A 21,622-nucleotide genomic window follows, 5' to 3' on the forward strand; every position below is an offset into this window, starting at 1 on the left:
AGCCTAGGCGGCGCGCCCGGTGCGGACGATCAGTGGGCGGCGCGCAGCTTCGGCAGCACCTCGGCGCCGAAGGTGTCCAGGAAGGGCCGTTGTTGCTGGCCCACGTGGTGCAGGGCGATCTGGTCGAAGCCGAGCGCCTGGTACTCCTCCAGCCAGCCGACGTGCCGGCCCAGGTCGGCTGAGACGTTCACCACCCGGGTCACCCGCTCCAGGGGCACGTCGGCGGAGACCGCGTCGAAGTGCTCGGCTGTCTCCAGGTCCCAGCAGACCGGCGGGGCGAAGACGTTGCTGCGCCACTGGTCGTGGGCGACGGCCTCGGCCTCGGCCTGGTCGGGCGCCCAGCTGAGGTGCGCCTGCAGGTGCAGCGGGCCCCGACCGCCGGCCTCGCGGTACGCGTCGATCATCCGGCGCAGGTGCTCGACCGGCGCGTTGACCGTGATCAACCCGTCCGCCCACTCGGCGCACCAGCGGGCGGTGGCGACGCTGACCGCCGCGCCGATCAGCGCCGGCGGCTGCTCGGGTCGGGTCCAGAGTCGGGCCCGGTCCACCCGGACCAGCCCGTCGTGGCTGACCTCCTCACCGGCCAGCAGCGCCCGGATCACGTCCACGCACTCGCGCAGCCGGGCGGCACGGACGTCCTTGCGCGGCCAGCCGTCACCGGTGATGTGCTCGTTGCTCGCCTCGCCGGTGCCGAGCGCGGCCCAGAACCGGCCCGGGTACATCGCGGCGAGGGTGCCGATCGCCTGGGCGATGACGGCCGGGTGGTATCGCTGTCCCGGCGCGTTCACCACCCCGAAGGGCAGCCCGGTGGCCTGCAGCGCCGAGCCGAGCCAGGACCAGGCGAAGCCGGAGTGGCCCTGGCGGGTGCTCCACGGCGAGAAGTGGTCCGAGGACATGGCGGCGTCGAAGCCGACCCGCTCGGCGTGGATCACCGCTTCCAGCAGGGCGCGGGGATGGATCTGCTCGTGGGACGCGTGGAAGCCGAACACCGTCATGGCTGCGTTCCGTACCCAGGACGGCGCCGGCTAAAGCACCACTACTCGGCGTGCGCCCCGGCGGACCCCACCGGGCCGATGTCGTCGCCGCCGACCCAGACCGTCTTGGTGTTGCAGAACTCGCGCATGCCCAGCGCGGAGAGCTCCCGCCCGTAGCCGGAGTTCTTCACCCCGCCGAAGGGCAGCTCGGGGAAGGACGTGGTCATGCCGTTGATGAAGACGTTGCCGGCGTCGAGGTCGGTGGCGAAGCGCCGCTGCTCGTCCGGGTCCTGGGTCCAGGCGTTCGAGCCGAGGCCGAAGCTGGTCCCGTTGGCCACCTCGATCGCCTCCTCGTACGAGGAGACCCGGAACAGGCCGGCGACCGGGCCGAACACCTCCTCGCGCCACATCCGCATCTCCGGGGTCAGGTCGGTGACCACGGTGGGCGGGTACCACCAGCCGTCCTGGTCGGGCTGCTCACCGCCGACGAGCACCGTGGCGCCGTTCTCGACCGCGTCCCGGACCTGGCCGTTCACCTCGTCACGGCCCCGCTCGGTGGCGAGTGGGCCCACGTCGGTCCCGTCGTCCATCGGGTCGCCGACGCGCAGCGCGGCCATGGCCGCGGCGAACTTCTCGGCGAAGGCGTCGAAGACGTCGGTGTGCACGATGAACCGCTTCGCGGCGATGCAGGACTGCCCGTTGTTCTGGCACCGCGCGGTGGTGGCCACCTGGGCGGCCCGGTCCAGGTCGGCCGAGGGCATCACCACGAACGGGTCGCTGCCGCCCAGCTCCAGCACGGTCTTCTTCAGTTCCCGGCCGGCGATCTGGGCGATCGACCGGCCGGCGCCCTCGCTGCCGGTCAGCGTCGCGGCACGCACCCGCGGGTCGGAGAGGATCGTGTCGACCGCGTCCGAGCCGACCAGCAGGGTGGTGAACGCCCCCTCCGCGAAGCCGGCCCGGCGGAACAGGTCCTCCAGCAGCAGCGCCGTCTGCGGCACGTTCGAGGCGTGCTTGAGCAGGCCGGTGTTGCCGGCCATCAACGCGGGCGCGGCGAACCGCATCACCTGCCAGAGCGGAAAGTTCCACGGCATCACGGCGAGCACCGGCCCGATCGGCTGGTAGCGGATGAACGCCTGGCGCGCCTTGACCGCCGCCGCGTCGGCCGGCTCGTCGGCGAGGTACGCGGCGGCGTGCCCGGCGTAGAACCGGCAGGCGGCGGCGCACTTGGTCACCTCGGCCTTGGCCGCGGCGTACGTCTTGCCCATCTCGGTGGTCATGATCCGCGCGATCTCGTCGCGCTCGGCGTCCAGCAGGTCGGCCGCCGCGTTCATCCATCCGGCCCGCTGCTCGATCGTGGTGCCGCGCAGCTGCCGGTACGCCAGGTCGGCCCGCTCGATGGCGGCGTCGATCTGCTCGGCGGACATCGGGTCGTACGACTTGAGCACCTGTCCGGTGGAGGGGTTGGTGGTGGCGATGGACATCTCGTCCTCCTGTCACTCGAACAGTGAGTGCTGTGCGCCAGGTTCCTCCCGGCGGCGGGCGGCGCGGCGACGCTGGATGATGATCAGGTCGACCACGGCGACGACCGCGAAGAACGCGCAGACCACGCCCAGCCACACCACGCCGGCCAGGAACGCCAGGACCGCGAAGATAGCCATGATCACCAGCCCGAAGCTGGCGAGCGCGAGCCGGAGGTTCAGCGCGCTGTACGCGTGCCCGACCGTGCCACGGGCGCGCCGGGGCTGCGATCTCGTCATTCTTCCGACCTACCCCGGATCGGCGGGCTTAACCGGAACGGCCGGGCGAGGTAGCGCCGCCTCGCCCGGTCCGCGAACCGCCGGCCCGGTCAGCCGATGTCGGCGAGCTTCGGCAGGAGCCGCTCGCCGACCTGCTCGGCGAACTCCACCGGGTGCCGGTCCGGGGTCACCTGGAGCTCGGTCGCCCCGAGCGCGGCGTACTCCTGGGCGGCGGCGAGGAAGGCGTCCGGCTCGTCCAGGGGTGACACGCGCATCACCACGGTCTTCTCGATGCTGTCGTAGTCGCGCCCCTCGGCCTCGCAGTGCGACCGGAGCACGCCGAGCTTGTGGCGCAACTCGTCGGTGTTGCCGCCGAAGAGGTTGCACGAGTCGGCGTACCGGGCGACCAGGAGGAGCGTCTTCTTCTCACCGCTGCCGCCGATCATGATCGGCGGGCGGGGCCGGCGGATCGGGGCGGGCACGCAGAGCGTCTCGGCCAGCCGGTAGTGCCTGCCCTCGAACGGACCGTTGTCCTCGCTCCACATCTGCAGGCAGATCTGCAGCGTCTCCTCGAGCCGCTCGAACCGCTCGCTCACGGGTACCACCGGCACGCCGAGGCCACTCTGTTCGCGCTCGTACCAGGAGGCGCCGATGCCCAGGCGGGCGCGACCGTTGGAGAGCACGTCCAGGGTGGTGACGATCTTCGCCAGCAGCCCCGGGTACCGGTACATCACCCCGGTGACCAGCACGCCGAGCGCCATCCGCTCGGTCATGGCGGCGACGTAGCCGAGGGTGGTGTAGGCCTCCAGCATCGGCTCCTCGGCCCGCGCCACGGCGTCCATCTGGAAGTAGTGGTCCATCACGGTGAAGGCGGCGAACCCGGTCTCGTCGGCGATCTGCGCGGTCCGGGCCAGGGTGGGTGTGATCAGCCCCGGCTCCGGCGGGGTGGTGAAGCTCCAGTAGTGCAGACCGAGTTTCATGTCCCACAGCCTCCTCGCGGCGCGCAGATGTCGGCGACGACTCGGCCAAGAGTTCCACTTCGAGAACGCGCGAAGTCAATCCTCGGCGCGAGGTCACCCGGACGGCGGTGGCGCGCCGGTACCACGCGGGCCTCGGCGGCGACACCGGTCTGCCGCATACCCGACATCAGCCGCCCACCACCGCCGAACACGCGCATAGAGTGACCGCGCCGTTGCTCTGCGCTGCCGGACGGGGAAGGTCATGCCTCGACGCTGGGTCACCGCCGTCGCCTGCCTGCTGGCGTTGGTCGCGCTCGCCTGCGAGGGCGGCGGTGAGGGTGCGAACCGCCCGCCCCGGGAAACCCCGCCACCCGGCTCGTCCGGCGGCATCGCCGCCCTGGGCGACTCGATCACCACCGGCTTCGGCTCCTGCCTGGTGCTCACCTCGTGCCAGCGCAACTCCTTCTCGACGGGGGACGGGCTGCGGGTGGAGAGCCTCTACCGGCGGCTGCTCGACCGCGATCCGGCGATCCGGGGCCGGGCGTACAACCACGCCCGCCCGGGCGCCCGGGCGGCGGCGCTCGAGGCGCAGGCCCGGGCCGCGGCCCGGGACCGGCCCGACCAGGTGACCGTGCTGATCGGCGCGAACGACGCCTGCCGCGGCGGGATCGAGGAGATGACCCCGGTGGCCGAGTTCCGCGCCGGTGTGGACCGGGGGCTACGTGCGCTGCGCGCCGGCCGGCCGAAGGTGCGGGTGCTGGTGGTCAGCATCCCCGACCTGTACCGGCTCTGGGAGGTCGGGCACACCGACTCCCGGGCGGTCCGGGCCTGGCGGCGCGGCGTCTGCCCGGCCCTGCTGGCCGGGGCGACCTCGACCGCCCCCGCCGACCGGGCCCGCCGGGCCGCCTTCCGGGAGCGGATCGGGGCCTACAACGCCCAACTCGTCGCCGCGTGCCGGGCGTACGGGTCGCGGTGCCGGCACGACGGCGGTGCGGTGCACCGGGTGCGGTTCACCCTGGACCTGGTAAACCCGCTGGACTGGTTCCACCCGAACGCGGCCGGGCAGGACCGCCTCGCCGAGGTGACCTGGCGCGCCTCCGGCTTCGCCGACTGACCCGACACCCCTGCCACGGGTCAGGACCGGCGCGGACCGGGTACCGGGTTGCCCCGCTGACGGAAGAGCGCCCGGGAACGCTCGCCGAGATCCGTGGTGGCCGTGGAGTTGGCCCAGGTGCCGAGGATGATCGCGGCGCCCGGGACGAGCTTGGCGAAGACCCGCTTGGCGGCCCGGACCCCGGCCATCTGGGCCAGCCGGACGCCGAGGCGCAGCATCACCTTGCCCAGCGGACGCTGCCCGCCCGTGCCGAACAGCGCGCCGGCGCGTTCCCGGCCGGCGGCCACTCCGAGCGCCAGCCGCGCGCTCTCGGCCACCTTGTGCACCCGCTGGAGGACGAGCAGGTCGGTGGCCCGGTCGGGGTGCAGCGGGTCGACGTCGTAGGCCGCGGCGACGTGCAGCACCATCCGGGCCTGGGTCCAGGCCAGCACGCCCACGTCGATCACCGCGCCGGGCAGCCCGGCAGCACCGGAGACGGCACCGGAGAGCCGCGCCCGGTTGACGAACTTGCGGACCGCCTGCTCGGCCAGCACGTCGGCGGAGGCGCCGGGCTGCTCCGCCCGGGCCCGGCGGGCCCACTGCGCCGCCTCAGGTCCGAGACGGCGCACCGCCTCCAGGGCGAGGTGCTCCGGGGCGTACTGGGGGTCGTCGCGCATCCGGTCCCAGAGGGTGGCCGGCGGCGCCTCCGGGACGTCCTGTGGTGCGGCCGGCGGCACCGCGGGCGGCTGCGGCAGGGAGGTGGGCGGCTGGCCGTCGGCGGGCACGGAATCGGTCACAGAAACTCCCGGGGGTCGGCACAGGGGGTACGACGGTCCGGCGGCGCTCAGCGGCGCTTGTTCAGCCGCGCGGCGAGCCCGCGCAGCTTCTGCTGATTGGCCGGCTTGGCCAGCTCCTGGCGCCCGCGCGCGACGAGCTGCTGCCCCTTCGGGGAGCGCAGGAAGGTGCTGATTCGCTGCAACAGAGACATCTCGGTCCTCCAGTCGGTGTGCCGTCTCTCATGTGTACCTGGAACCGACAACGGATGTACCCGGGATGGCCGACTCGCAACCGTCCACAGTGGTCGGAGACTACCGCCCGGCCGGGACGATCCAGCGCCCGGCCGGAGCCGGCTAACGCCCGGCGGGAGCGACGGCGTCGACGACCTCGGTGGCCCGCCACTCGTGCTGGGCGTAGAGGTCCGGATAGGCCGACACCTGCACCGCCTGGGCCGCTTCGGTCAGCCGCATCTGCCGCCAACCCGGCACCTGCTCCAGGGCGGTGAGGAACTGCCGGGTGGCGAACGCCGGATCCATCAGCCGGCCGACCGGGCCCCAGCCGCTGCTGGGACGCTGCTGGAAGAGCCCCACGGAGTCGTGGTCCCAGCCGATCGCCTGGTGCGGGTAGTCCTGCGACTCGGGCAGCACGCCGCTGGCGTAGTTGTAGAGGTTGCTCTCCTGCATCGCGGTCGCCACCGCGATCACCAGTCCCCGGCGCGGCACGCCCATCTCCCGGCCGGTACGCACGATCGTCTCGGCGTTCGCCATCTGCGCCCTGCTCAGGCCGGCCACCGGCGCGACCCGCTTCGCGGGCCGGTCCGACCCGGTGTCCGGGTCGCTGCGGGTCGGGGCGGGAGCGGCCGACTTCGCCGCCGGCGTCGCGGCCGGGGCGGTGGGCTCGGCGGTCGGGGTGCGGTCGAGGCCGCGGGAGGCCCGCTCCTGCTCGGCCCGCTGGACCAGGTCGGCACGGGCGGCCAGCGGGTCCGCCTGGGCGGTCCGGTCGCCGACCTGGGCGAACGCCGCCAGACCGAGGCAGCAGACCACGCCGGCGGCGAGCGCGACCCGCACTCGACCCGGCGCGGTGCTCAGCTTCCGGATGCCACCTGCGGCCCGCAGACGACTCCACCGGATCGGCCGTTCGGCCGATGGCTGGTCATCCGAGTGGACATACGGGTCGGTGGGGGCGTTCGGGTCGTCGGGGGTGTCGTCGTCACGCATCAGCCGAGGCTAGGCAGGCACCCCTGCTGATTACCCTCGGTGATCTCGTGGCCCTGGCCACACTATTCGGGCCCGGTGGGGGACGGTCGGGCCGGGCCGGGGCCAGCAGCGGACGGACCTCGCGGACCGGAGAAACCTCCTGCGCCACTCGACCGCGCAGGACCGGGAGGAAACCCACCATCCGGACGCGATCGCCGGAGTGATCATCAAACTCAGCCGTCCGTCCCATGCCGGCATCGTCCGAACGGGCACCATCGGCGGGCCGACTGGTGGAATGAGGCGATTTGCCCGATCCTGATCCCGGCCCGGAGAACGGACCGCCCGGGGAAGGAATGCGCCAGGATGGCGGGTACGTTGCCGGAACCGGGCGTCACGGCACGCGGTGGCGCCCCACAGGCACATCCCAGGGAGGTCCGCACCGGTGCTCGACCCACACGAGCTCTACGAGCTCACCGACGATCTGCCCGACCTCGGTCAGCCGGTCCTGATCCAGGCCCTCACCGGCTTCGTCGATGCCGGCAACGCCAGTCGGTTGGCCCGCGAGCAGCTGCTCACCTCGCTGGAGGCGCGCCCCATCGCCACCTTCGACGTCGACCAGCTCTTCGACTACCGGTCCCGGCGCCCCGTGATGACCTTCGTCGAGGACCACTGGGAGTCGTACGACACGCCGAAGCTTGAGCTGCACCTGCTGCGCGACGACGACGAGACGCCCTTCCTGCTGCTCACCGGCCCCGAACCGGATCTGCAGTGGGAGCGGTTCGTCGCGGCCGTCGCCGGCCTCGCCGCCCGGCTGGACGTCCGGCTCACCGTCGGGCTCAACTCGATCCCGATGGCGGTGCCGCACACCCGGCCCACCGGGGTGACCGCACACGCCACCCGGCGCGACCTGATCGCCGGCTACGAGCCGTGGTTGCAGCAGGTGCAGGTGCCGGCGAGCGTCGGCCACCTGCTCGAGTTCCGGCTCGGCGAGCTGGGCCGCGACGCGCTCGGCTTCGCCGCCCACGTGCCGCACTACGTGGCGCAGACCGAGTACCCGGCCGCCGCGGAGGTCCTGCTCTCCTCGATCTCGCGCAGCACCGGGCTGCTGCTGCCCCGCGACGGGCTGCGTTCCGCCGCCGAGGTGGTCCGGGTCGAGATCGACCGGCAGGTCGCCCAGACCGAGGACGCCGCGGCGCTGGTCCAGGCCCTCGAGGAGCAGTACGACGCGTTCGCCCGGGGACGGGGCGAGAAGAACCTGCTCGCCCCGGACGCCGGGCCGCTGCCCACCGCCGAGGAGCTCGGCGCCGAGCTGGAGCGGTTCCTGGCCGAGCAGACCCGCCCGAACGACACTCCCGGGAGCTGACCCGCGAAGGGATGACATCCCCGGGCTGACCCGCGATGGCGCGACATCCCGGGGCGCCGGCCGGCGCCCCGGGCACCGATGCGGCAGGCTGGGACCATGCGCCTGGCGACCTGGAACGTGAACTCGGTGAAGGCCCGCCTGCCCCGGCTGCTCGACTGGCTCGCCGGCACCGCCCCGGACGTGGTCTGCCTCCAGGAGACCAAGTGCCCGGACGGCGCCTTCCCGGTGGCCGAGGTGGGCGAGCTGGGCTACACGGTGGCCAGCCACAGCGACGGCAGGTGGAACGGGGTGGCCCTGCTCTCCCGGGTCGGCCTGACCGACGTGACGGTCGGCTTCCCCGGCGAACCGGGCTTCCCCGAGCCCGAGGCGCGGGCCATCTCGGCCACCTGCGGCGGGCTGCGCGTCTGGTCGGTGTACGTGCCGAACGGCCGGGCGCCCGACGACCCGCACTACGCGTACAAGCTCGCCTGGTTCTCCGCGCTGCGCGACGCGCTGGAGGAGGAGCTGACCCGGGAGCTGCCGCTCGCGGTCTGCGGTGACTTCAACGTCGCGCCGACCGACGCGGACGTCTGGGACCCGGCGGTCTTCACCCACTCCACCCACGTCACCCCCGCCGAGCGGGCCGCGCTGGCGGCGCTGCGCGACCTGGGGCTCAGCGACGTGGTGCCCACCCCGATGAAGGGGCCGCACCCGTTCACCTACTGGGACTACCGGGCCGGGATGTTCCACCAGAACAAGGGCATGCGGATCGACCTGGTGTACGCCTCCGCACCGTTCATCCGGGTGGTCAGCTCGGCGTACGTGGACCGGGAGGCGCGCAAGGGCAAGGGCCCCTCGGATCACGCGCCGATCGTGGTGGACGCCGCCCTGGTGCCGGCGGTCGAGACGTTCTGAGCCGGCCTCCGCTGGTTAGGGTGGGGGCATGGCAGTCGTGAAGATCAACGCGATCGACGTCCCGCCCGGTGCCGGCGAGGAGCTGGAGAAGCGGTTCGCCGCCCGCGCCGGCGCGGTGGAGAACTCCCCCGGCTTCCTCGGGTTCGAGCTGCTCCGCCCGGTCGCCGGGGAGAGCCGCTACTTCGTGTACACGAAGTGGGAGTCCGAGGAGGCTTACCAGGCCTGGGCGGCCGGGCCGTCCCGCGCCGCGCACGCCGGGCAGCAGCAGCGCCCGGTCGCCTCCGGCGCCACCCTCCTCGAGTTCGAGGTGATCCAACAGGTGCCCTGACCGGGGCTACGGCTTCCGGGTGGACTGCAGCGAGGCGAAGGCGATGATGTTGTCCGTGTAGCCGGTGCGACCGCCGACGAACTCACCGCCGCAGGTGATCAACCGCAACGCCGGTGGGCCCTCGTGGCCGTAGATCCGCTCGGCCGGCAGCCGGTCCTTCGGGAAGTGCTCCACCGTGTCGACCCGGAACACCACCACCGACCGGTCGGCCCGGGCCACCTCGATGGTGTCCCCCGGCTTCAGCCTGCCCAGGTCGTAGAAGACCGACGGGCCGCTCTTGGTGTCCACGTGACCGACGATCACCGCCGGACCCGGCTCGCCCGGAGTGGGGCCCCGGTCGTACCAGCCGGTCTCGTTGTGCCGCTCCAGCGGCGGCACGGCGATCGAGCCGTCCCGGGCCTGCCCGACCGGCGCGATGGGTGCGGACACCTTGATCGTCGGCACCGAGAGACTCACCGGACGGCTGGCCCGCAGGGCGGCGCTGTCGCTGCGGGCCGGCCGGTCTCCGCCGCTGGTGGCCCACTCCAGCGGCCCGACCGAGCGGCCCAACCCGGCGCCGGTGGCGAAGACCCCGGCCAACACCAGCACCACGGCGATCGGCACCGTCCAGGGCGAGCGCCCGGGTCGCCGGTTCCGGACGCCGGTGCCCCGGCCGGCGGCGGGGCGTACCGGCGGGGCTGGCTGCGCGGTGATCGCGTGGGTGATGGAGACCCGCTGGGCGAGCGCCGAGCGGTCGGCCGGCGATCCGACGGGCGGGCGGCTGGGGCGGGGGGCCGGCATCGCGGGCTCAGCCTCGGTTGCTGCCGCGCACCGTGCGCGGCCGGCGCAGCGCGACGACGGCGACGACGAGGCCGGCGATGGTCAGCGCGATCCCACCGGGCACCAGCAGTCCCCCGGTGAAGCCGCCCGCGCCGCCGCCACCGAACCCGGTGGCCGGGCCGCGGCTGGGCTTCACCGCCTTGACCACCTGGAGCATGGTCGAGGCGGTCTCCCCGTCACGGCACTCCAGCTTGACCCGGTAGTTGCCGGGGCGGGTGCGTTCACGCACCATCGGCGACGCGGTCAGCAGGCCGCGCTGCGGCTGCACCTGCACCCGGCCGAAGGCGTCCGACACCACGATGGCCGGGATCGAGTTGTCCCGGCAGCTGGCCTTGATGCCGACCAGGTAGCCCGGCTGGACGGTGCTCGGGCTGACCTCGACGAAGACGTCGACGACCGGGTTCGGCGGCGGCTGCGAGCTGCCCGGCTCACCGGGCGCCGGCGCACCGGCCAGCGCCGACCCGCCGGCCAGGGCGGCGTCGCCGACCGGCAACGGGTCACCGGCGAGCGCCGAGCCGTCAGCCAACGCCGGATCAACGACCAGCGCCGGCTCATCGGACGACGCGGGATCATTCCCGGGGGCCGGATCGGTGGCCGCTACCGGGTCCACGGTAAGCGCGGGATCGCCGGTGATCGCCGGACCACCGGCCGGTGGCGGCCCGGTGGCGAACGGTTGGCTCTCGCCGAGATTCGGGCCGGCAGCGAGCAGCACACCGGCGACGAGGGCCGACAGCACGAAGCCAGCGCGGGTCACTGAACCAACCCCCTCCCGACACCGTCGCGGACGTGCCGGGCAGCGGACCGCCCGGTCTGCCGTACGAGATGGATCCTCTCATCCCCGGGCGTACATCACATCCGATCCGGCAGGACGGTCGCGTACGCTCGCAGCGCTGTGACCTTCACCGACCACGACCTCAGCGCCGCCGCGGAGCACCCGGCGGCGCCCTGGACCATCCGCACCTTCCACCCCCGCCGCGGGCGGATGTCCGACCGGCAGACCGACGCGCTGGGCCGGCTCTTCTCCGCGTACGGCCTGGAGGTCCCGGACGGGCCCGGCGGCCCGGTCGACCTCGCCGGGATGTTCGGTCGCCAAGCGCCGGTGGTGCTGGAGATCGGCTCGGGCATGGGCGAGACCACCGCCGCGATGGCCGGCGCCGACCCGGGTCGGGACTACCTGGCGGTCGAGGTGCACACGCCGGGAATCGCCAACCTGCTCGGCCTGGTGGAGCGGCGCGGGCTGGGCAACGTCCGGGTGGCCCGGGGCGACGCCCTGGAGCTGGTCCGCCGGCTGCTGGTCGACTCGCTCGACGCGGTGCACATCTTTTTTCCGGACCCGTGGCCGAAGGCCCGGCACCACAAGCGGCGGCTCGTCCAGCCGGCGCACGTGGCGCTGCTGCGCAGCCGGCTGGCCCCCGGCGGCACCCTGCACTGCGCCACGGACTGGGCCGAGTACGCCGACGTGATGCGGGCCACCCTCGACGCCGACCCGGAGCTGGTCGACCCCCACGGCGGGTTCGCCCCGCGGCCGGCGCACCGGCCGGTGACGAAGTTCGAACGGCGGGCGCTCACCGCCGGACGCCCGATCTTCGACCTGATCCGCCACCGCCGCTGACGGGCGGGCCGCGGCCGGTTGGCGCGGAGGGGCATGATCCAGGCACCATGGACGGGATATGACGCTCACCGCCGCGCTGCCCGCAAGCGCAGACCCCGACACCCTCTATGACGCGTTCGCCGGCTGGGCGAAGGAGCGCGGCCTCGACCTCTACCCCCACCAGGAGGAGGCGGTCATCGAGATCGTCTCCGGCGCGAACGTGATCATGAATACCCCGACCGGCTCCGGCAAGAGCCTCGTCGCGGTGGCGGCGCACTTCACGGCCCTGGCGGACGACCGGACCACGTTCTACACCGCGCCGATCAAGGCGCTGGTGTCGGAGAAGTTCTTCGCCCTCTGCGAGATCTTCGGCGCGGAGAACGTCGGCATGCTCACCGGGGACGCCAGCGTCAACGCCGACGCCCCGATCATCTGCTGCACCGCCGAGATCCTGGCCAACCTGGCGCTGCGCGAGGGCGCCCGGGCCGACGTCGGCCAGGTGATCATGGACGAGTTCCACTTCTACGCCGAGCCCGACCGGGGCTGGGCGTGGCAGGTGCCGCTCATCGAGCTGCCCCAGGCGCAGTTCATCCTGATGTCGGCGACCCTCGGCGACACCACCCGGTTCGTCGACGACCTGACCCGGCGCACCGGGCGGCCGACCGCCGTCGTCCGGTCGGCCGAGCGGCCGGTCCCGCTGCTCTTCTCGTACGCGATGACGCCGATGCACGAGACCCTCGAGGAGCTGCTGGAGACGAAGCAGGCCCCGGTCTACGTCGTGCACTTCACCCAGGCCGCCGCGCTGGAGCGCGCCCAGGCGCTGATGAGCGTCAACGTCTGCACCCGGGCCGAGAAGGACATGATCGCCGCCGCGATCGGCCGGTTCCGGTTCACCTCCAGCTTCGGCAAGACGCTGTCCCGGCTGGTCCGGCACGGCATCGGCGTGCACCACGCGGGCATGCTGCCCAAGTACCGCCGCCTGGTGGAGACCCTCGCCCAGGCCGGGCTTCTCAAGGTCATCTGCGGCACCGACACCCTCGGCGTCGGCATCAACGTGCCGATCCGCACCGTGCTCTTCACCGGCCTCTCGAAGTACGACGGGACGCGTACCCGGCTGCTCAAGGCCCGCGAGTTCCACCAGATCGCCGGGCGGGCCGGCCGGGCCGGCTTCGACACCATCGGCCGGGTGGTGGTGCAGGCGCCCGAGCACGTGATCGAGAACGAGAAGGCGCTGGCCAAGGCGGGCGACGACCCGAAGAAGCGGCGCAAGGTGGTCAAGAAGAAGCCGCCGGAGGGGTCGGTCGGCTGGGGGCAGCCCACCTTCGACCGGCTGGTGGCGGCCGAGCCGGAGCCGCTCACCTCGAGCTTCCAGGTCAGCCACTCGATGCTGCTCAACGTCATCGGCCGCCCCGGCGACGCGTTCGCCGCCATGCGGCACCTGCTGACCGACAACCACGAGGAGCGGGCCGCCCAGCGCCGGCACATCCGCCGGGCGATCGCCATCTACCGGGCGCTGCGCGCCGGCGGTGTGGTCGAGGAGCTGCCCGAGCCGGACGAGACCGGGCGCCGGGTGCGGCTCACCGTCGACCTCCAGCTCGACTTCGCCCTCAACCAGCCGCTGTCGCCGCTGGCCCTGGCCGCCATCGAGCTGCTGGACCGGGAATCCCCGGCGTACCCCCTCGACGTGCTCTCGGTCATCGAGTCGATCCTCGACGACCCGCGGCAGGTGCTCTCCGCCCAGCAGTTCAAGGCCCGCGGCGAGGCGGTCGCCGCGATGAAGGCCGAGGGCATCGAGTACGAGGCCCGGCTCGAACTGCTCGACGAGGTGACCTGGCCCAAGCCGCTCGCGGAGCTGCTCGACGCGGCCTACGAGATGTACCGGCAGGGGCACCCGTGGGTGGCCGACCACCAGCTCTCCCCCAAGTCCGTCGTCCGGGACATGTACGAGCGGGCGATGACCTTCACCGAGTACGTGCAGTTCTACGGGCTGTCCCGCTCTGAGGGGCTGGTGCTGCGCTACCTCGCCGACGCGTACAAGACGCTGCGGCAGACCGTCCCCGGGGACGCGAAGACCGAGGAGCTGGTCGACCTCATCGAGTGGCTGGGCGAGCTGGTCCGGCAGGTGGACTCCAGCCTGATCGACGAGTGGGAGCGGCTGCGCAACCCGTCCGACGTCGCCGAGGTGGCCGAGGCGCACGCCGCCCTCGACGATCGACCGCCGGCGGTCACCCGCAACGCCCGTGCGTTCCGGGTGCTGGTGCGCAACGCCCTGTTCCGCCGGGTGGAGCTGGCCGCGCTGCGCCGCTGGGACCTGCTCGCCGAACTCGACGCCGCGGACGGCTGGGACTACGACGCCTGGGCCGACGCGCTGGCGCCCTACTTCGAGTCGTACGACTCGATCGGGACCGGGCCGGACGCCCGCGGACCGGCGCTGCTCATGATCGAACAGGGCCGGGAGCGGTGGACGGTCCGGCAGATCCTGGACGACCCGGACGGCGACCACGACTGGGGGATCAGCGCCGAGATCGACCTGGTCGCCTCGGACGAGGTGGGCGCCGCTGTCGTGCGGATCACCTCCGTCGGCCAGCTCTAGAACTTCTTTTCAGGGGCCGTCCGGGATGCCCGGACGGCCCCTTTCGTGCGCTGGGCGATGTCAGGACCGTCGATTAGAATGTATGTACTAAACCGGTTCCTGACCTGGGAGGACGACCGTGACCGCGCCCGCCTCCGCCCCGCTCACCCCCTACGCCACCCTGCTCGGCTTCACCCGCTACGTCGACCGCACCGGCCCGACCAAGGCGACCTTCGTCGGCGGGCTGCGCAAGCAGCGGGCCAGCCGGCACGGCTTCAACCCGCACGGCCAGTTCGTCAAGGCGCTCAAGGCCGACATCGCCTTCCACACCGGCGGCACCCACCTCGACCAGGTGGTCGACCTGGTCAAGCCGCGCTGGCGCCCGCTCTACCAGGCGCTGGTGCCCGGCGCGACCACCTGGCTGCACTCCCTCGGCGAGCCCGCCTCGGTCGACCTGGCTCAGACCCGCGACGCGCTCGCCATGCTCGGCGACCTGCCCGTCAAGATCAACCCGCACTTCGGCCTACGTCACGACGACGGACGCGTCGAGGCCGTCCGGCTGCACTTCGACGAGGCCCCGCCGAGCGAGGAGACCGCGCTCGCCACGCTCCACCTGATGGCCCGACACATGGACGCGGTGCTCCCGCACGCCGAGCCGGTCCTGGTCGACGTCCGGCGCGGCCAGGCGCACCGGATGCCCGACGGCGTCAAGGCCGACCAGGTCGAACGCTGGCTCGCCGGCGAGGCCGCCGCCTTCCGCTCCCTCTGGACCACCGCCGCCTAACCCCACCCACCCACCACGCCCAGCGCCAAGATCCGCGCAACATCCGGTTAGTTGCTGCCTCCGTGGCTCGTGAGGCGACATCTTCCCGGAAGTTGCGCGGATCTTGCGTTGGCGTACCCCCGCCGGGGTTATCCACAGGGTCTGCGCGGGGCGGCGGACGTCGTCCAGGGTGGCAGCATGCCCGTTCCCCCACACCGCCCAGACCTTCTCCACGGCCGGGTCTTCCGGGGCTCCGAGGTCGTGACCCGAGGGTTGCTCACCCGCACCGAGTTGCGCAGCAAAGCATGGCGGCCGCTGTTCCGCGACGTCTACGCCGATTCCCGACTGACGATTTCGCACCGCACCCGCTGCCTCGCCGCGGTGCGATGGGTCCTGCCCTCAAGTGCGGCGATCGCGGGTCGGAGTGCCGCGGCGCTCTACGGCGTCGGATCAGTCGGCTTCGCCGAACCGCTCGACGTGCTGGTGCCGGCGGGGCAGCGCTTCGGTCCCGTCGCGGGGCTCGCCGTGCACGCCACAGAGGTGTCCGAGACCGACGTACGACTCCGTGCCGGGATTCCACTGACCACGCCTCGGCGGACCTGCTGGGACCTGGCGCAGTGGCTCCCGGTCGAGGAGGCGGTGGCCCTCGTGGACGGGATCGCCGGGCAACGCCTGGTGCAGACGGATCAGTTGCTCGACGACGCGCGCGGCCGGGTCGGGCTGCGCGGATGGCGCCGCATGCTCCGAGTGGCGGAGCTGGCCGACCCGGGGGCGGAGTCGCCTCCGGAGTCCCGACTACGGGTCCGGCTCGTGCTGGCCGGCCTTCCGAGGCCGGTCAGCCAGTTCGTGCTGGAGCACGAGGGGCGATTCGTCGCACGGCTCGACCTCGCCTGGCCACAGCACCGGGTCGCGATCGAGTACGACGGCCTGTGGCACCACGATCCTGAGCAGTTCCACCGTGACCGGCGACGCCTCAACCGCCTAGTCGGCGAGGGGTGGACAGTGCTGCACGTGACGGCGAAGCGGTTCCGCGAGGACTTCGACGGCATCGTCGCCGAACTCCGACGTGCCCTGGCGTCCCGCACTCGGTGACGCACCCCCAACGCCAAGATCCGCGCAACTTCGGGGGAAGTGCTGCCTCCGAACTCTCGGAGACAGCATCTTCAGGGAAGTTGCGCGGATCTTGATCGGTGCGGGGGCGGGTCAGGCGGTGAGGTGCTTCTGGAGGTCTTCGAGGATCCTGTTGGCGGCGCCGACCCCGATGCCGGTCATCCAGACCTCGTCGGCGACCACGTACGCCTTGTTCGCCTTGACTGCGGAGAGGCCCTTCCAGAGCGTGCCGCCGGTGACCTTGGCCTGCTCGGCCGCGGCCTTGTCGCCGTACGCGGTCACGAAGATGACGTCGCCGTCGACCTCGCTGATCCGCTCGGGGCTGACCACGTCGAAGCGCTTGTCCTCCTTGGCGGCGAGCTGCTGCCGCTCGGGCCGGCCCAGGCCGGTGTCGCCCACCACGATGCCGGAGAACGAGTCGGGGCCGTAGACCCGGATGGCGCCGGGGAGGAAGCGCACGATGGAGATCTTGCGGCTGGCGGCGTCGCCGAGCTTGGTGCCGAACTCCTTGGCCTTGGTCTCGTAGGCGGTCAGCAGGTCGCGCGCCTGCTGCTCCTTGCCGAGCGCCTTGCCGTCGAGGAGGAAGTTCTCCTTCCAGGTGATGCCGACCTTGTCGGTGAAGACGGTCGGCGCGATGGCGGCCAGCTCGTCGTAGAACTTCTCCTGGCGGAACTTGCTGCCCAGGATCAGGTCGGGCTTGAGCGCGTTGATCGCCTCGAGGTCGGGCTCGGTGAGCACGCCGACCTCCTTGATGCCGGCGAGCTTCTCCTCGCCGAAGTAGGTCGGCCAGCTCCTCGCCTCGCCCGCGGTGGCGGCGCCGATCGGCGTGATGCCGAGCGACAGCGCGGTGTCGATCTTGTCGGTGTCGAGGACGACGACCCGCTTGGGCTCGGCCGGCACCTTGGTGGTGCCCATGGCGTGGGTGATCTCCCGGGTCTCCCCGCCGGTGGTGCCGGCAACCGGGTCGCTCTCACCACAGGCGGTGAGTCCGACGCCGAGGGCGGCGGCCGCGGCGAGAGCGGCGACGAGACGACGCATCAGATTCCTTCCGAGGGGTACGAGCCGGCGAGTGCGCCGGCAGCAGGGGTGGCGCCGGACGATCCGGCAGCCGGAGAGTCGGCAGCCGACCGACCGGCGGCCGGGGAACCGGCGCTGGTCGGGTCGGTGCCGACGGGGGTGGCGACGGCGGACGATCCGCCGGCCAGGGTGGGACTGGTGAGCGCGGGCACCACCAGCGGCGCGCCGGTGACCGGGCACGGCACCACCACGCAGTCGAGCCCGAACACCTCGCGGACCAGGTCCGCGGTGAGGATCTCGCGGGGCGGTCCGGCGGCCACCACGGCTCCGGCACGCATCGCGACCAGGTGGTCGGCGTACCGGGCGGCCTGGTTGAGGTCGTGCAGCACGGCCACCACGGTGCGGCCCCGCTCGACGCGGAGCCGGTGCAGCAGGTCCAGCACCTCCACCTGGTGTGCCAGGTCGAGGAAGGTGGTCGGCTCGTCCAGCAGCAGCGCGTCGGTGTCCTGGGCGAGGGTCATCGCGATCCACACCCGCTGCCGCTGGCCACCGGAGAGGGTGTCCACCGGCCGGTCGGCGAGGCCGGTGACGTCCGCCAGGGCCATGGCCTGGTCCACCGCGGCGCTGTCCTCCTCCGACCACTGCCGCCACCAGCGCTGGTACGGCTGCCGGCCCCGACCGACCAGGTCGGCGACCGTGACGCCTTCGGGCACCAACGGGCTCTGCGGCAGCACGCCGAGGCGGCGGGCCACCTCCCGGGTGGGCAGCTCCCGGATGGCGGCGCCGTCCAGCAGCACGGTCCCGCGTCGCGGGGTGAGCAGCCGGGCCATCGTCCGCAACAACGTCGACTTACCGCAGGCGTTCGGCCCGACGATCACGGTGAACGCGTCGGCGGGCAGGTCCAGGTCCAGCCCGTCCAGCACGGTCCGCTCGTCGTAGCCGGCGACCAGGTCGCGGGTGGAGAGCATCACGCCTCCTCGTAGGGGTGGAGGGAGAAGCGGGTGGCGGCGGTGGTCACGAGGTCCGCCGGCGGCCGCGCAGCAGCAGGTACATCAGGTACGGGCCGCCGATCGCGGCGGTCAGCACGCCGGCCGGCAGCTGGGTGGGCGCGAAGAGCCGGCGGCCGGCCAGATCGGCCAGCACCAGCAGCAGGGCGCCGAGCAGCGCGGCGCAGAACACCGGCGGCCGCTCGGCCCGGACCAGCCGCCGGGCCACCTGCGGCGCGACCAGGGCGACGAAATCGACCGCGCCGACCTGGGCGGTGACCATGGCCGCGACGAACACGCCGGTGCCGGCGAGCCCGATCCGACGGGCCACCGGGCGCAACCCGATGCCCCGCGCCGTGTCGTCGTCGAGCGCGGTGCTGTTCAACGCCCAGCCGGCCCAGGCCAGCACCGGCAGCAGGACGAGCAGGGTACCGGCGATCCAGAGGGTCTCCGTCCAGCCCTTGCCCGCGAGGGTGCCGATCAGCCAGATCTGCGCCCGCAGGCCGTCGATCGGGTCCGCGGTGAGCATGACCACCTCGGTGAGCGCCCGCAGGGCGAACGCCACCGCCACCCCGGCGAGCACGAACCGCTGGGCGGCCAGCCCGTGCCGGGCACCGAGGGCGAGCAGCAGGACCGCGGCGGCCAGCCCACCGACCAGCGCCGCCGGCGCGACCAGCACCGCCGCGACGCCGCTGGTCAGCGCCACCGTCGCGGCGAGCCCGGCGCCCTGGGTGATGCCGATGACGTCCGGACTGGCGAGCGGGTTGCGGGCGACGCTCTGGATCATCGTCCCGGCCACCCCGAACGCCGCGCCGGCCACCGCCGCCAGCACGATGCGCGGCAACCGCAGGTCGAGGACGACCAGGTCGTACGGGGTGCCGACGCCGGAGAGCGAGCGCAGCACGTCGCGCGGGGCGACGTACGGGGTGCCGAGCGAGAGGCTCAGCACGACGGCCGCCGCCAGCAGCACGATCAGCACGGCGGCGACCAGCACCGAGCGGCGCCGGATCTGGACGCTGACCGGGCCGACCCGCAGCAGCGAGCGGCCGGGCAGCCGCGCCGTGCCCAGAGCCGGCGAGGCGTCGGTGGTGGCGGTCACGCGGTCACCACCCGGGCGCGACGGACCAGGAAGGCCAGCAGCGGCGCGCCGATCAGCGCGGTGACGATGCCGGCCGGTATCTCGCCGGGCGGGGCGACCAGCCGGCCGACGACGTCGGCACCGAGCAGCAGCGCCGGCCCGAGCAGCGCGGAGACCGCGAGCGTCCACCGGTGGTCGGCGCCGACCAGCGCCCGGGCCAGGTGCGGCACGGCCAGCCCGACGAAGGCGATGGGCCCGGCGGCGGCCACGGCGGCGCCGGTGAGCAGTACGGCGGCGACGCCCCCGCCGAGACGCACCAGGCCGATCCGGTGGCCGAGCCCGCGGGCAACGTCGTTTCCGAGGGCGAGCGCGTCCAGTCCCCGGGCGACCAGGGCGGCCAGGATCAGCCCGGCGAGCACGAAGGGCAGCACCTGCGCGGACACCGACAGGTCCCGTCCGGTGAGCCCGCCGACCACCCAGAACCGGTACTCCTCGAAGGTGCGGGCGTCGATGCTGAGCAGCGCGTACACCCCGGAGGCGAGACTGGCGTCGAGCGCGGCGCCGACCAGCGCGAGGGTGACCGGGCTGGCGCCCTCGCGGGCCCGGGAGGCCACGGCGAAGACCAGTAGCCCGGCCAGCAGCGCGCCGCCGATGCCGAACCAGACGTACCCGGCGAGCGTGCCGACGCCGAAGACGGAGATGGCCAGCACCACGCCGAACGAGGCGCCGGCGCTGATGCCGAGGATCCGCGGCTCGGCGAGCGGGTTGCGGGTGAGCGCCTGGAAGAGCACCCCGGCCACCGCGAGCGCGAGACCGACGGCGAGGCCGAGGGCGGTACGCGGCATCCGCAGCTCGCGGACGATGGTGCTCGCCTCGCCGCCGTCGGGTGCGACCAGCGCGTGCCAGACCTGGTCCACCGCGAGCGGCCGGCTGCCGAGGGCGAAGCTGGCCAGCACGGCGAGCAGCAGCAACAGCCCGGCCGCGAGGGTGACCGCGAGTCGACGCCCGTTACGGGCGCTGCTGCGGCGGCCGGCGGCAACCGGCCGGCTGGCGAGGGTGGTCACGACTCTCCTGCGGGTACGCGCTTAGGTTCGCCTTACCTTAGCCGACCCCCTACGGCGGGCCCCACCGGCGGTCGTCCATCGAACCTCGTTGAGCTGGGCGGACAGCCCGGCGGACCGGCGACGGCGGGCGTCGTGCGCCCCTAGGGTGAGGGCATGCGATTCGACCAGCACACGGTCGTCCTGCTGGTCCGCCCGCCGGACGCCCCGGAGCTGCCGCCGGAGGCGGCCGACCGGTTGCAGGACGCTCACCTGGCCCACCAGGCGGGCCTGGTGGAACAGGGCCTCGTCCTCGCGGCCGGGCCGTTCGTCGACGCGGACGACGACCGGCTGCGCGGTTTCGTGGTGCTCGCCGTCCACCGCGACCGGGCACGGGAGCTCTACCGCAACGACCCGGCGGTACGGGCCGGGCGGCTCGTCGTGCAGGTGATGAACTGGATGGTGCCCGAGGGAAACGTCCGGTTCGAGAGCGTGCCGATGCCGCGCTCGATGCTGGAGGCGGCGGCGGGCGACTGACCCGGCTCGCCGGCGCGCCGGTCAGCCCTGCGCGCTGCTGCGCGGGGCGGGTGCCGGGGTCGCGGCGTCGATCTGCTGGTCGGCCCAGACGTACGTCTCGGGCAGCAGGTCGCCGACCGGCACGACGCGTAGCGCGTCCATCGGCCCGACGATCACGCGGATCGACGGGTAGTAGTCCCGCAGCACCTGCCGGCACCGGCCGCACGGCGGGATCACCCCGCGCCCCCGGTCGCCGACCGCGACGATGGTCTCCAGCTCGCCGACGCCCTGGGTGGCGGCCGCGCCGATAGCGACCAGCTCGGCGCAGGGCCCGCCGGTGAAGTGGTAGACGTTCACGGCGGTGAAGACCCGGCCGTCCGCGCTGCGGGCCGCGGCGGCGACGGTGTGGTTCTCACCACGGCAGCGCAGCTTGGCGACCGCCGTGGCGGCCTGCACCAGCGCCCGGTCGGTGTCCCGCATCGTCATCGGCGTCCCCTCGTCGAGCTCGGTCGGCGGCAACTCTAGCCCGGTCGGATTCCTCCGCCGTCGCGCGACCGCGGGCGGCGACGCGTCGATGGCTGCGATCACCGGTGGGACGCCCCGACCACGCCCTTTGCTCTGCTTCAGCGACGGCAACACCGGAGCGCTCCCAGTGTTGCCGTGGGTGAAGCAGAGCAAAGGGGCCGCGCACGGGTGGTGGGGCGCGGCGGGCCGGGCGTTGACGGGCGTTGCGGCATCCGCTCTCGCGTTCGCGGACGCGGTGGCGGGCCGACCGCCGGTAACCCAGGAGCGGCGCCGCCCGCGCCTGCC

23 protein-coding genes are annotated in these 21,622 nt (G+C 73.3%); 9 read left to right on the forward strand and 14 right to left on the reverse strand.

The window, feature by feature from the left end; all coding sequences use genetic code 11:
* Positions 1–29 precede the first annotated feature (29 nt).
* From AB0C04_RS23325 to AB0C04_RS23340, 4 genes are all read right to left on the reverse strand, one after another.
* Entirely contained in the window at positions 30–995 is a 966-nt protein-coding gene (locus AB0C04_RS23325) for a TIGR03885 family FMN-dependent LLM class oxidoreductase (RefSeq protein ID WP_357057986.1), read from the reverse strand.
* A 41-nt stretch (positions 996–1,036) separates the two neighbouring features.
* Positions 1,037–2,455, reverse strand: coding sequence for an NADP-dependent succinic semialdehyde dehydrogenase (locus AB0C04_RS23330; protein WP_357057988.1), 1,419 nt, complete (start codon positions 2,453–2,455; stop codon positions 1,037–1,039).
* 12 nt (positions 2,456–2,467) lie between these two features.
* A complete protein-coding gene (locus AB0C04_RS23335; RefSeq protein ID WP_357057990.1) occupies positions 2,468–2,731 on the reverse strand; it encodes a DUF6343 family protein in 264 nt (87 codons plus the stop codon).
* Positions 2,732–2,820: 89 nt separating this feature from the next.
* Positions 2,821–3,690, reverse strand: a complete 870-nt coding sequence (locus tag AB0C04_RS23340; protein ID WP_357057992.1) for an LLM class F420-dependent oxidoreductase — start codon at positions 3,688–3,690, stop codon at positions 2,821–2,823.
* A 241-nt stretch (positions 3,691–3,931) separates the two neighbouring features.
* On the opposite strand from AB0C04_RS23340, the gene AB0C04_RS23345 reads away from it, so the two are divergent.
* Entirely contained in the window at positions 3,932–4,783 is an 852-nt protein-coding gene (locus tag AB0C04_RS23345) for a GDSL-type esterase/lipase family protein (protein WP_357057994.1), read from the forward strand.
* 20 nt (positions 4,784–4,803) lie between these two features.
* Here the strand turns inward: AB0C04_RS23345 and AB0C04_RS23350 are convergent, their stop codons facing one another.
* From AB0C04_RS23350 to AB0C04_RS23360, 3 genes are all read right to left on the reverse strand, one after another.
* Positions 4,804–5,559: an EcsC family protein gene (locus AB0C04_RS23350; protein WP_357057996.1), complete on the reverse strand. Its 756-nt coding sequence runs from the start codon at positions 5,557–5,559 to the stop codon at positions 4,804–4,806.
* A gap of 47 nt (positions 5,560–5,606) precedes the next feature.
* On the reverse strand, positions 5,607–5,750 hold the full coding sequence (locus AB0C04_RS23355; protein WP_350873081.1) for a hypothetical protein: 144 nt from the start codon (positions 5,748–5,750) through the stop codon (positions 5,607–5,609).
* A 142-nt stretch (positions 5,751–5,892) separates the two neighbouring features.
* A complete protein-coding gene (locus AB0C04_RS23360; protein ID WP_357057998.1) occupies positions 5,893–6,756 on the reverse strand; it encodes a peptidase M23 in 864 nt (287 codons plus the stop codon).
* Positions 6,757–7,177: 421 nt separating this feature from the next.
* Here AB0C04_RS23360 and AB0C04_RS23365 point away from each other — a divergent pair, with 421 nt between their 5' ends.
* The 3 genes from AB0C04_RS23365 (at position 7,178) to AB0C04_RS23375 (ending at position 9,320) form a co-directional block, all read left to right on the forward strand.
* Positions 7,178–8,098: a PAC2 family protein gene (locus AB0C04_RS23365; protein WP_357058000.1), complete on the forward strand. Its 921-nt coding sequence runs from the start codon at positions 7,178–7,180 to the stop codon at positions 8,096–8,098.
* Positions 8,099–8,194: 96 nt separating this feature from the next.
* Positions 8,195–8,992: an exodeoxyribonuclease III gene (locus AB0C04_RS23370; protein WP_357058002.1), complete on the forward strand. Its 798-nt coding sequence runs from the start codon at positions 8,195–8,197 to the stop codon at positions 8,990–8,992.
* A 28-nt stretch (positions 8,993–9,020) separates the two neighbouring features.
* The gene (locus AB0C04_RS23375; protein ID WP_350873085.1) at positions 9,021–9,320 is read left to right on the forward strand and encodes an antibiotic biosynthesis monooxygenase; all 300 of its coding nucleotides are present in this window, start codon (positions 9,021–9,023) and stop codon (positions 9,318–9,320) included.
* A 6-nt stretch (positions 9,321–9,326) separates the two neighbouring features.
* Here AB0C04_RS23375 and AB0C04_RS23380 read toward each other — a convergent pair whose 3' ends face one another.
* Both AB0C04_RS23380 and AB0C04_RS23385 read right to left on the reverse strand, forming a co-directional pair.
* Positions 9,327–10,100, reverse strand: a complete 774-nt coding sequence (locus AB0C04_RS23380) for a class F sortase (RefSeq protein ID WP_357058005.1) — start codon at positions 10,098–10,100, stop codon at positions 9,327–9,329.
* 7 nt (positions 10,101–10,107) lie between these two features.
* A complete protein-coding gene (locus AB0C04_RS23385) occupies positions 10,108–10,632 on the reverse strand; it encodes a hypothetical protein (RefSeq protein WP_357058264.1) in 525 nt (174 codons plus the stop codon).
* Between the two features lie 489 nt (positions 10,633–11,121).
* On the opposite strand from AB0C04_RS23385, the gene trmB reads away from it, so the two are divergent.
* From trmB to AB0C04_RS23405, 4 genes are all read left to right on the forward strand, one after another.
* A complete protein-coding gene (gene trmB / locus AB0C04_RS23390; protein ID WP_357058266.1) occupies positions 11,122–11,751 on the forward strand; it encodes a tRNA (guanosine(46)-N7)-methyltransferase TrmB in 630 nt (209 codons plus the stop codon).
* 58 nt (positions 11,752–11,809) lie between these two features.
* Positions 11,810–14,323 (forward strand): DUF3516 domain-containing protein, encoded by a 2,514-nt coding sequence (locus AB0C04_RS23395; RefSeq protein WP_357058007.1) that lies wholly within the window; start codon positions 11,810–11,812, stop codon positions 14,321–14,323.
* Between the two features lie 118 nt (positions 14,324–14,441).
* A complete protein-coding gene (locus AB0C04_RS23400; protein WP_350873089.1) occupies positions 14,442–15,086 on the forward strand; it encodes a hypothetical protein in 645 nt (214 codons plus the stop codon).
* A gap of 177 nt (positions 15,087–15,263) precedes the next feature.
* Positions 15,264–16,157: a DUF559 domain-containing protein gene (locus AB0C04_RS23405; protein ID WP_357058009.1), complete on the forward strand. Its 894-nt coding sequence runs from the start codon at positions 15,264–15,266 to the stop codon at positions 16,155–16,157.
* Positions 16,158–16,268: 111 nt separating this feature from the next.
* On the opposite strand, the gene AB0C04_RS23410 is transcribed toward AB0C04_RS23405, so the two are convergent.
* From AB0C04_RS23410 to AB0C04_RS23425, 4 genes are read right to left on the reverse strand one after another with little or no spacing between them, the layout of a single operon-like run.
* Positions 16,269–17,213 (reverse strand): iron-siderophore ABC transporter substrate-binding protein, encoded by a 945-nt coding sequence (locus AB0C04_RS23410; protein ID WP_357058011.1) that lies wholly within the window; start codon positions 17,211–17,213, stop codon positions 16,269–16,271.
* The gene (locus tag AB0C04_RS23415) at positions 17,213–18,160 is read right to left on the reverse strand and encodes an ABC transporter ATP-binding protein (RefSeq protein WP_357058013.1); all 948 of its coding nucleotides are present in this window, start codon (positions 18,158–18,160) and stop codon (positions 17,213–17,215) included. Before AB0C04_RS23415 ends, AB0C04_RS23410 begins: the two co-directional genes overlap by 1 nt.
* Positions 18,161–18,206: 46 nt before the next feature.
* Entirely contained in the window at positions 18,207–19,277 is a 1,071-nt protein-coding gene (locus AB0C04_RS23420) for an iron ABC transporter permease (protein WP_357058015.1), read from the reverse strand.
* On the reverse strand, positions 19,274–20,320 hold the full coding sequence (locus tag AB0C04_RS23425) for an iron ABC transporter permease (RefSeq protein ID WP_357058017.1): 1,047 nt from the start codon (positions 20,318–20,320) through the stop codon (positions 19,274–19,276). Before AB0C04_RS23425 ends, AB0C04_RS23420 begins: the two co-directional genes overlap by 4 nt.
* Positions 20,321–20,473: 153 nt before the next feature.
* Between AB0C04_RS23425 and AB0C04_RS23430 the strand changes: the two genes are divergently transcribed.
* Positions 20,474–20,833, forward strand: a complete 360-nt coding sequence (locus tag AB0C04_RS23430) for a YciI family protein (RefSeq protein WP_357058019.1) — start codon at positions 20,474–20,476, stop codon at positions 20,831–20,833.
* A 21-nt stretch (positions 20,834–20,854) separates the two neighbouring features.
* On the opposite strand, the gene AB0C04_RS23435 is transcribed toward AB0C04_RS23430, so the two are convergent.
* A complete protein-coding gene (locus AB0C04_RS23435; protein WP_357058021.1) occupies positions 20,855–21,298 on the reverse strand; it encodes a cytidine deaminase in 444 nt (147 codons plus the stop codon).
* Positions 21,299–21,622: the final 324 nt, after the last annotated feature.

The sequence above is a fragment of the Micromonospora sp. NPDC048909 genome, from assembly GCF_040649635.1.
Classification (GTDB): Bacteria; Actinomycetota; Actinomycetes; order Mycobacteriales; family Micromonosporaceae; genus Micromonospora.

Bases quoted from the DNA above. Each gene is read 5' to 3' on its own strand.
- AB0C04_RS23325 (WP_357057986.1), bottom strand. From the start codon at position 995: ATGACGGTGTTCGGCTTCCACGCGTCCCACGAGCAGATCCATCCCCGC.
- AB0C04_RS23330 (WP_357057988.1), bottom strand. From the start codon at position 2,455: ATGTCCATCGCCACCACCAACCCCTCCACCGGACAGGTGCTCAAGTCG.
- AB0C04_RS23335 (WP_357057990.1), bottom strand. From the start codon at position 2,731: ATGACGAGATCGCAGCCCCGGCGCGCCCGTGGCACGGTCGGGCACGCG.
- AB0C04_RS23340 (WP_357057992.1), bottom strand. From the start codon at position 3,690: ATGAAACTCGGTCTGCACTACTGGAGCTTCACCACCCCGCCGGAGCCG.
- AB0C04_RS23345 (WP_357057994.1), top strand. From the start codon at position 3,932: ATGCCTCGACGCTGGGTCACCGCCGTCGCCTGCCTGCTGGCGTTGGTC.
- AB0C04_RS23355 (WP_350873081.1), bottom strand. From the start codon at position 5,750: ATGTCTCTGTTGCAGCGAATCAGCACCTTCCTGCGCTCCCCGAAGGGG.
- AB0C04_RS23360 (WP_357057998.1), bottom strand. From the start codon at position 6,756: ATGCGTGACGACGACACCCCCGACGACCCGAACGCCCCCACCGACCCG.
- AB0C04_RS23370 (WP_357058002.1), top strand. From the start codon at position 8,195: ATGCGCCTGGCGACCTGGAACGTGAACTCGGTGAAGGCCCGCCTGCCC.
- AB0C04_RS23375 (WP_350873085.1), top strand. From the start codon at position 9,021: ATGGCAGTCGTGAAGATCAACGCGATCGACGTCCCGCCCGGTGCCGGC.
- AB0C04_RS23380 (WP_357058005.1), bottom strand. From the start codon at position 10,100: ATGCCGGCCCCCCGCCCCAGCCGCCCGCCCGTCGGATCGCCGGCCGAC.
- trmB (WP_357058266.1), top strand. From the start codon at position 11,122: ATGTCCGACCGGCAGACCGACGCGCTGGGCCGGCTCTTCTCCGCGTAC.
- AB0C04_RS23395 (WP_357058007.1), top strand. From the start codon at position 11,810: ATGACGCTCACCGCCGCGCTGCCCGCAAGCGCAGACCCCGACACCCTC.
- AB0C04_RS23405 (WP_357058009.1), top strand. From the start codon at position 15,264: ATGCCCGTTCCCCCACACCGCCCAGACCTTCTCCACGGCCGGGTCTTC.
- AB0C04_RS23410 (WP_357058011.1), bottom strand. From the start codon at position 17,213: ATGCGTCGTCTCGTCGCCGCTCTCGCCGCGGCCGCCGCCCTCGGCGTC.
- AB0C04_RS23415 (WP_357058013.1), bottom strand. From the start codon at position 18,160: ATGCTCTCCACCCGCGACCTGGTCGCCGGCTACGACGAGCGGACCGTG.
- AB0C04_RS23430 (WP_357058019.1), top strand. From the start codon at position 20,474: ATGCGATTCGACCAGCACACGGTCGTCCTGCTGGTCCGCCCGCCGGAC.
- AB0C04_RS23435 (WP_357058021.1), bottom strand. From the start codon at position 21,298: ATGACGATGCGGGACACCGACCGGGCGCTGGTGCAGGCCGCCACGGCG.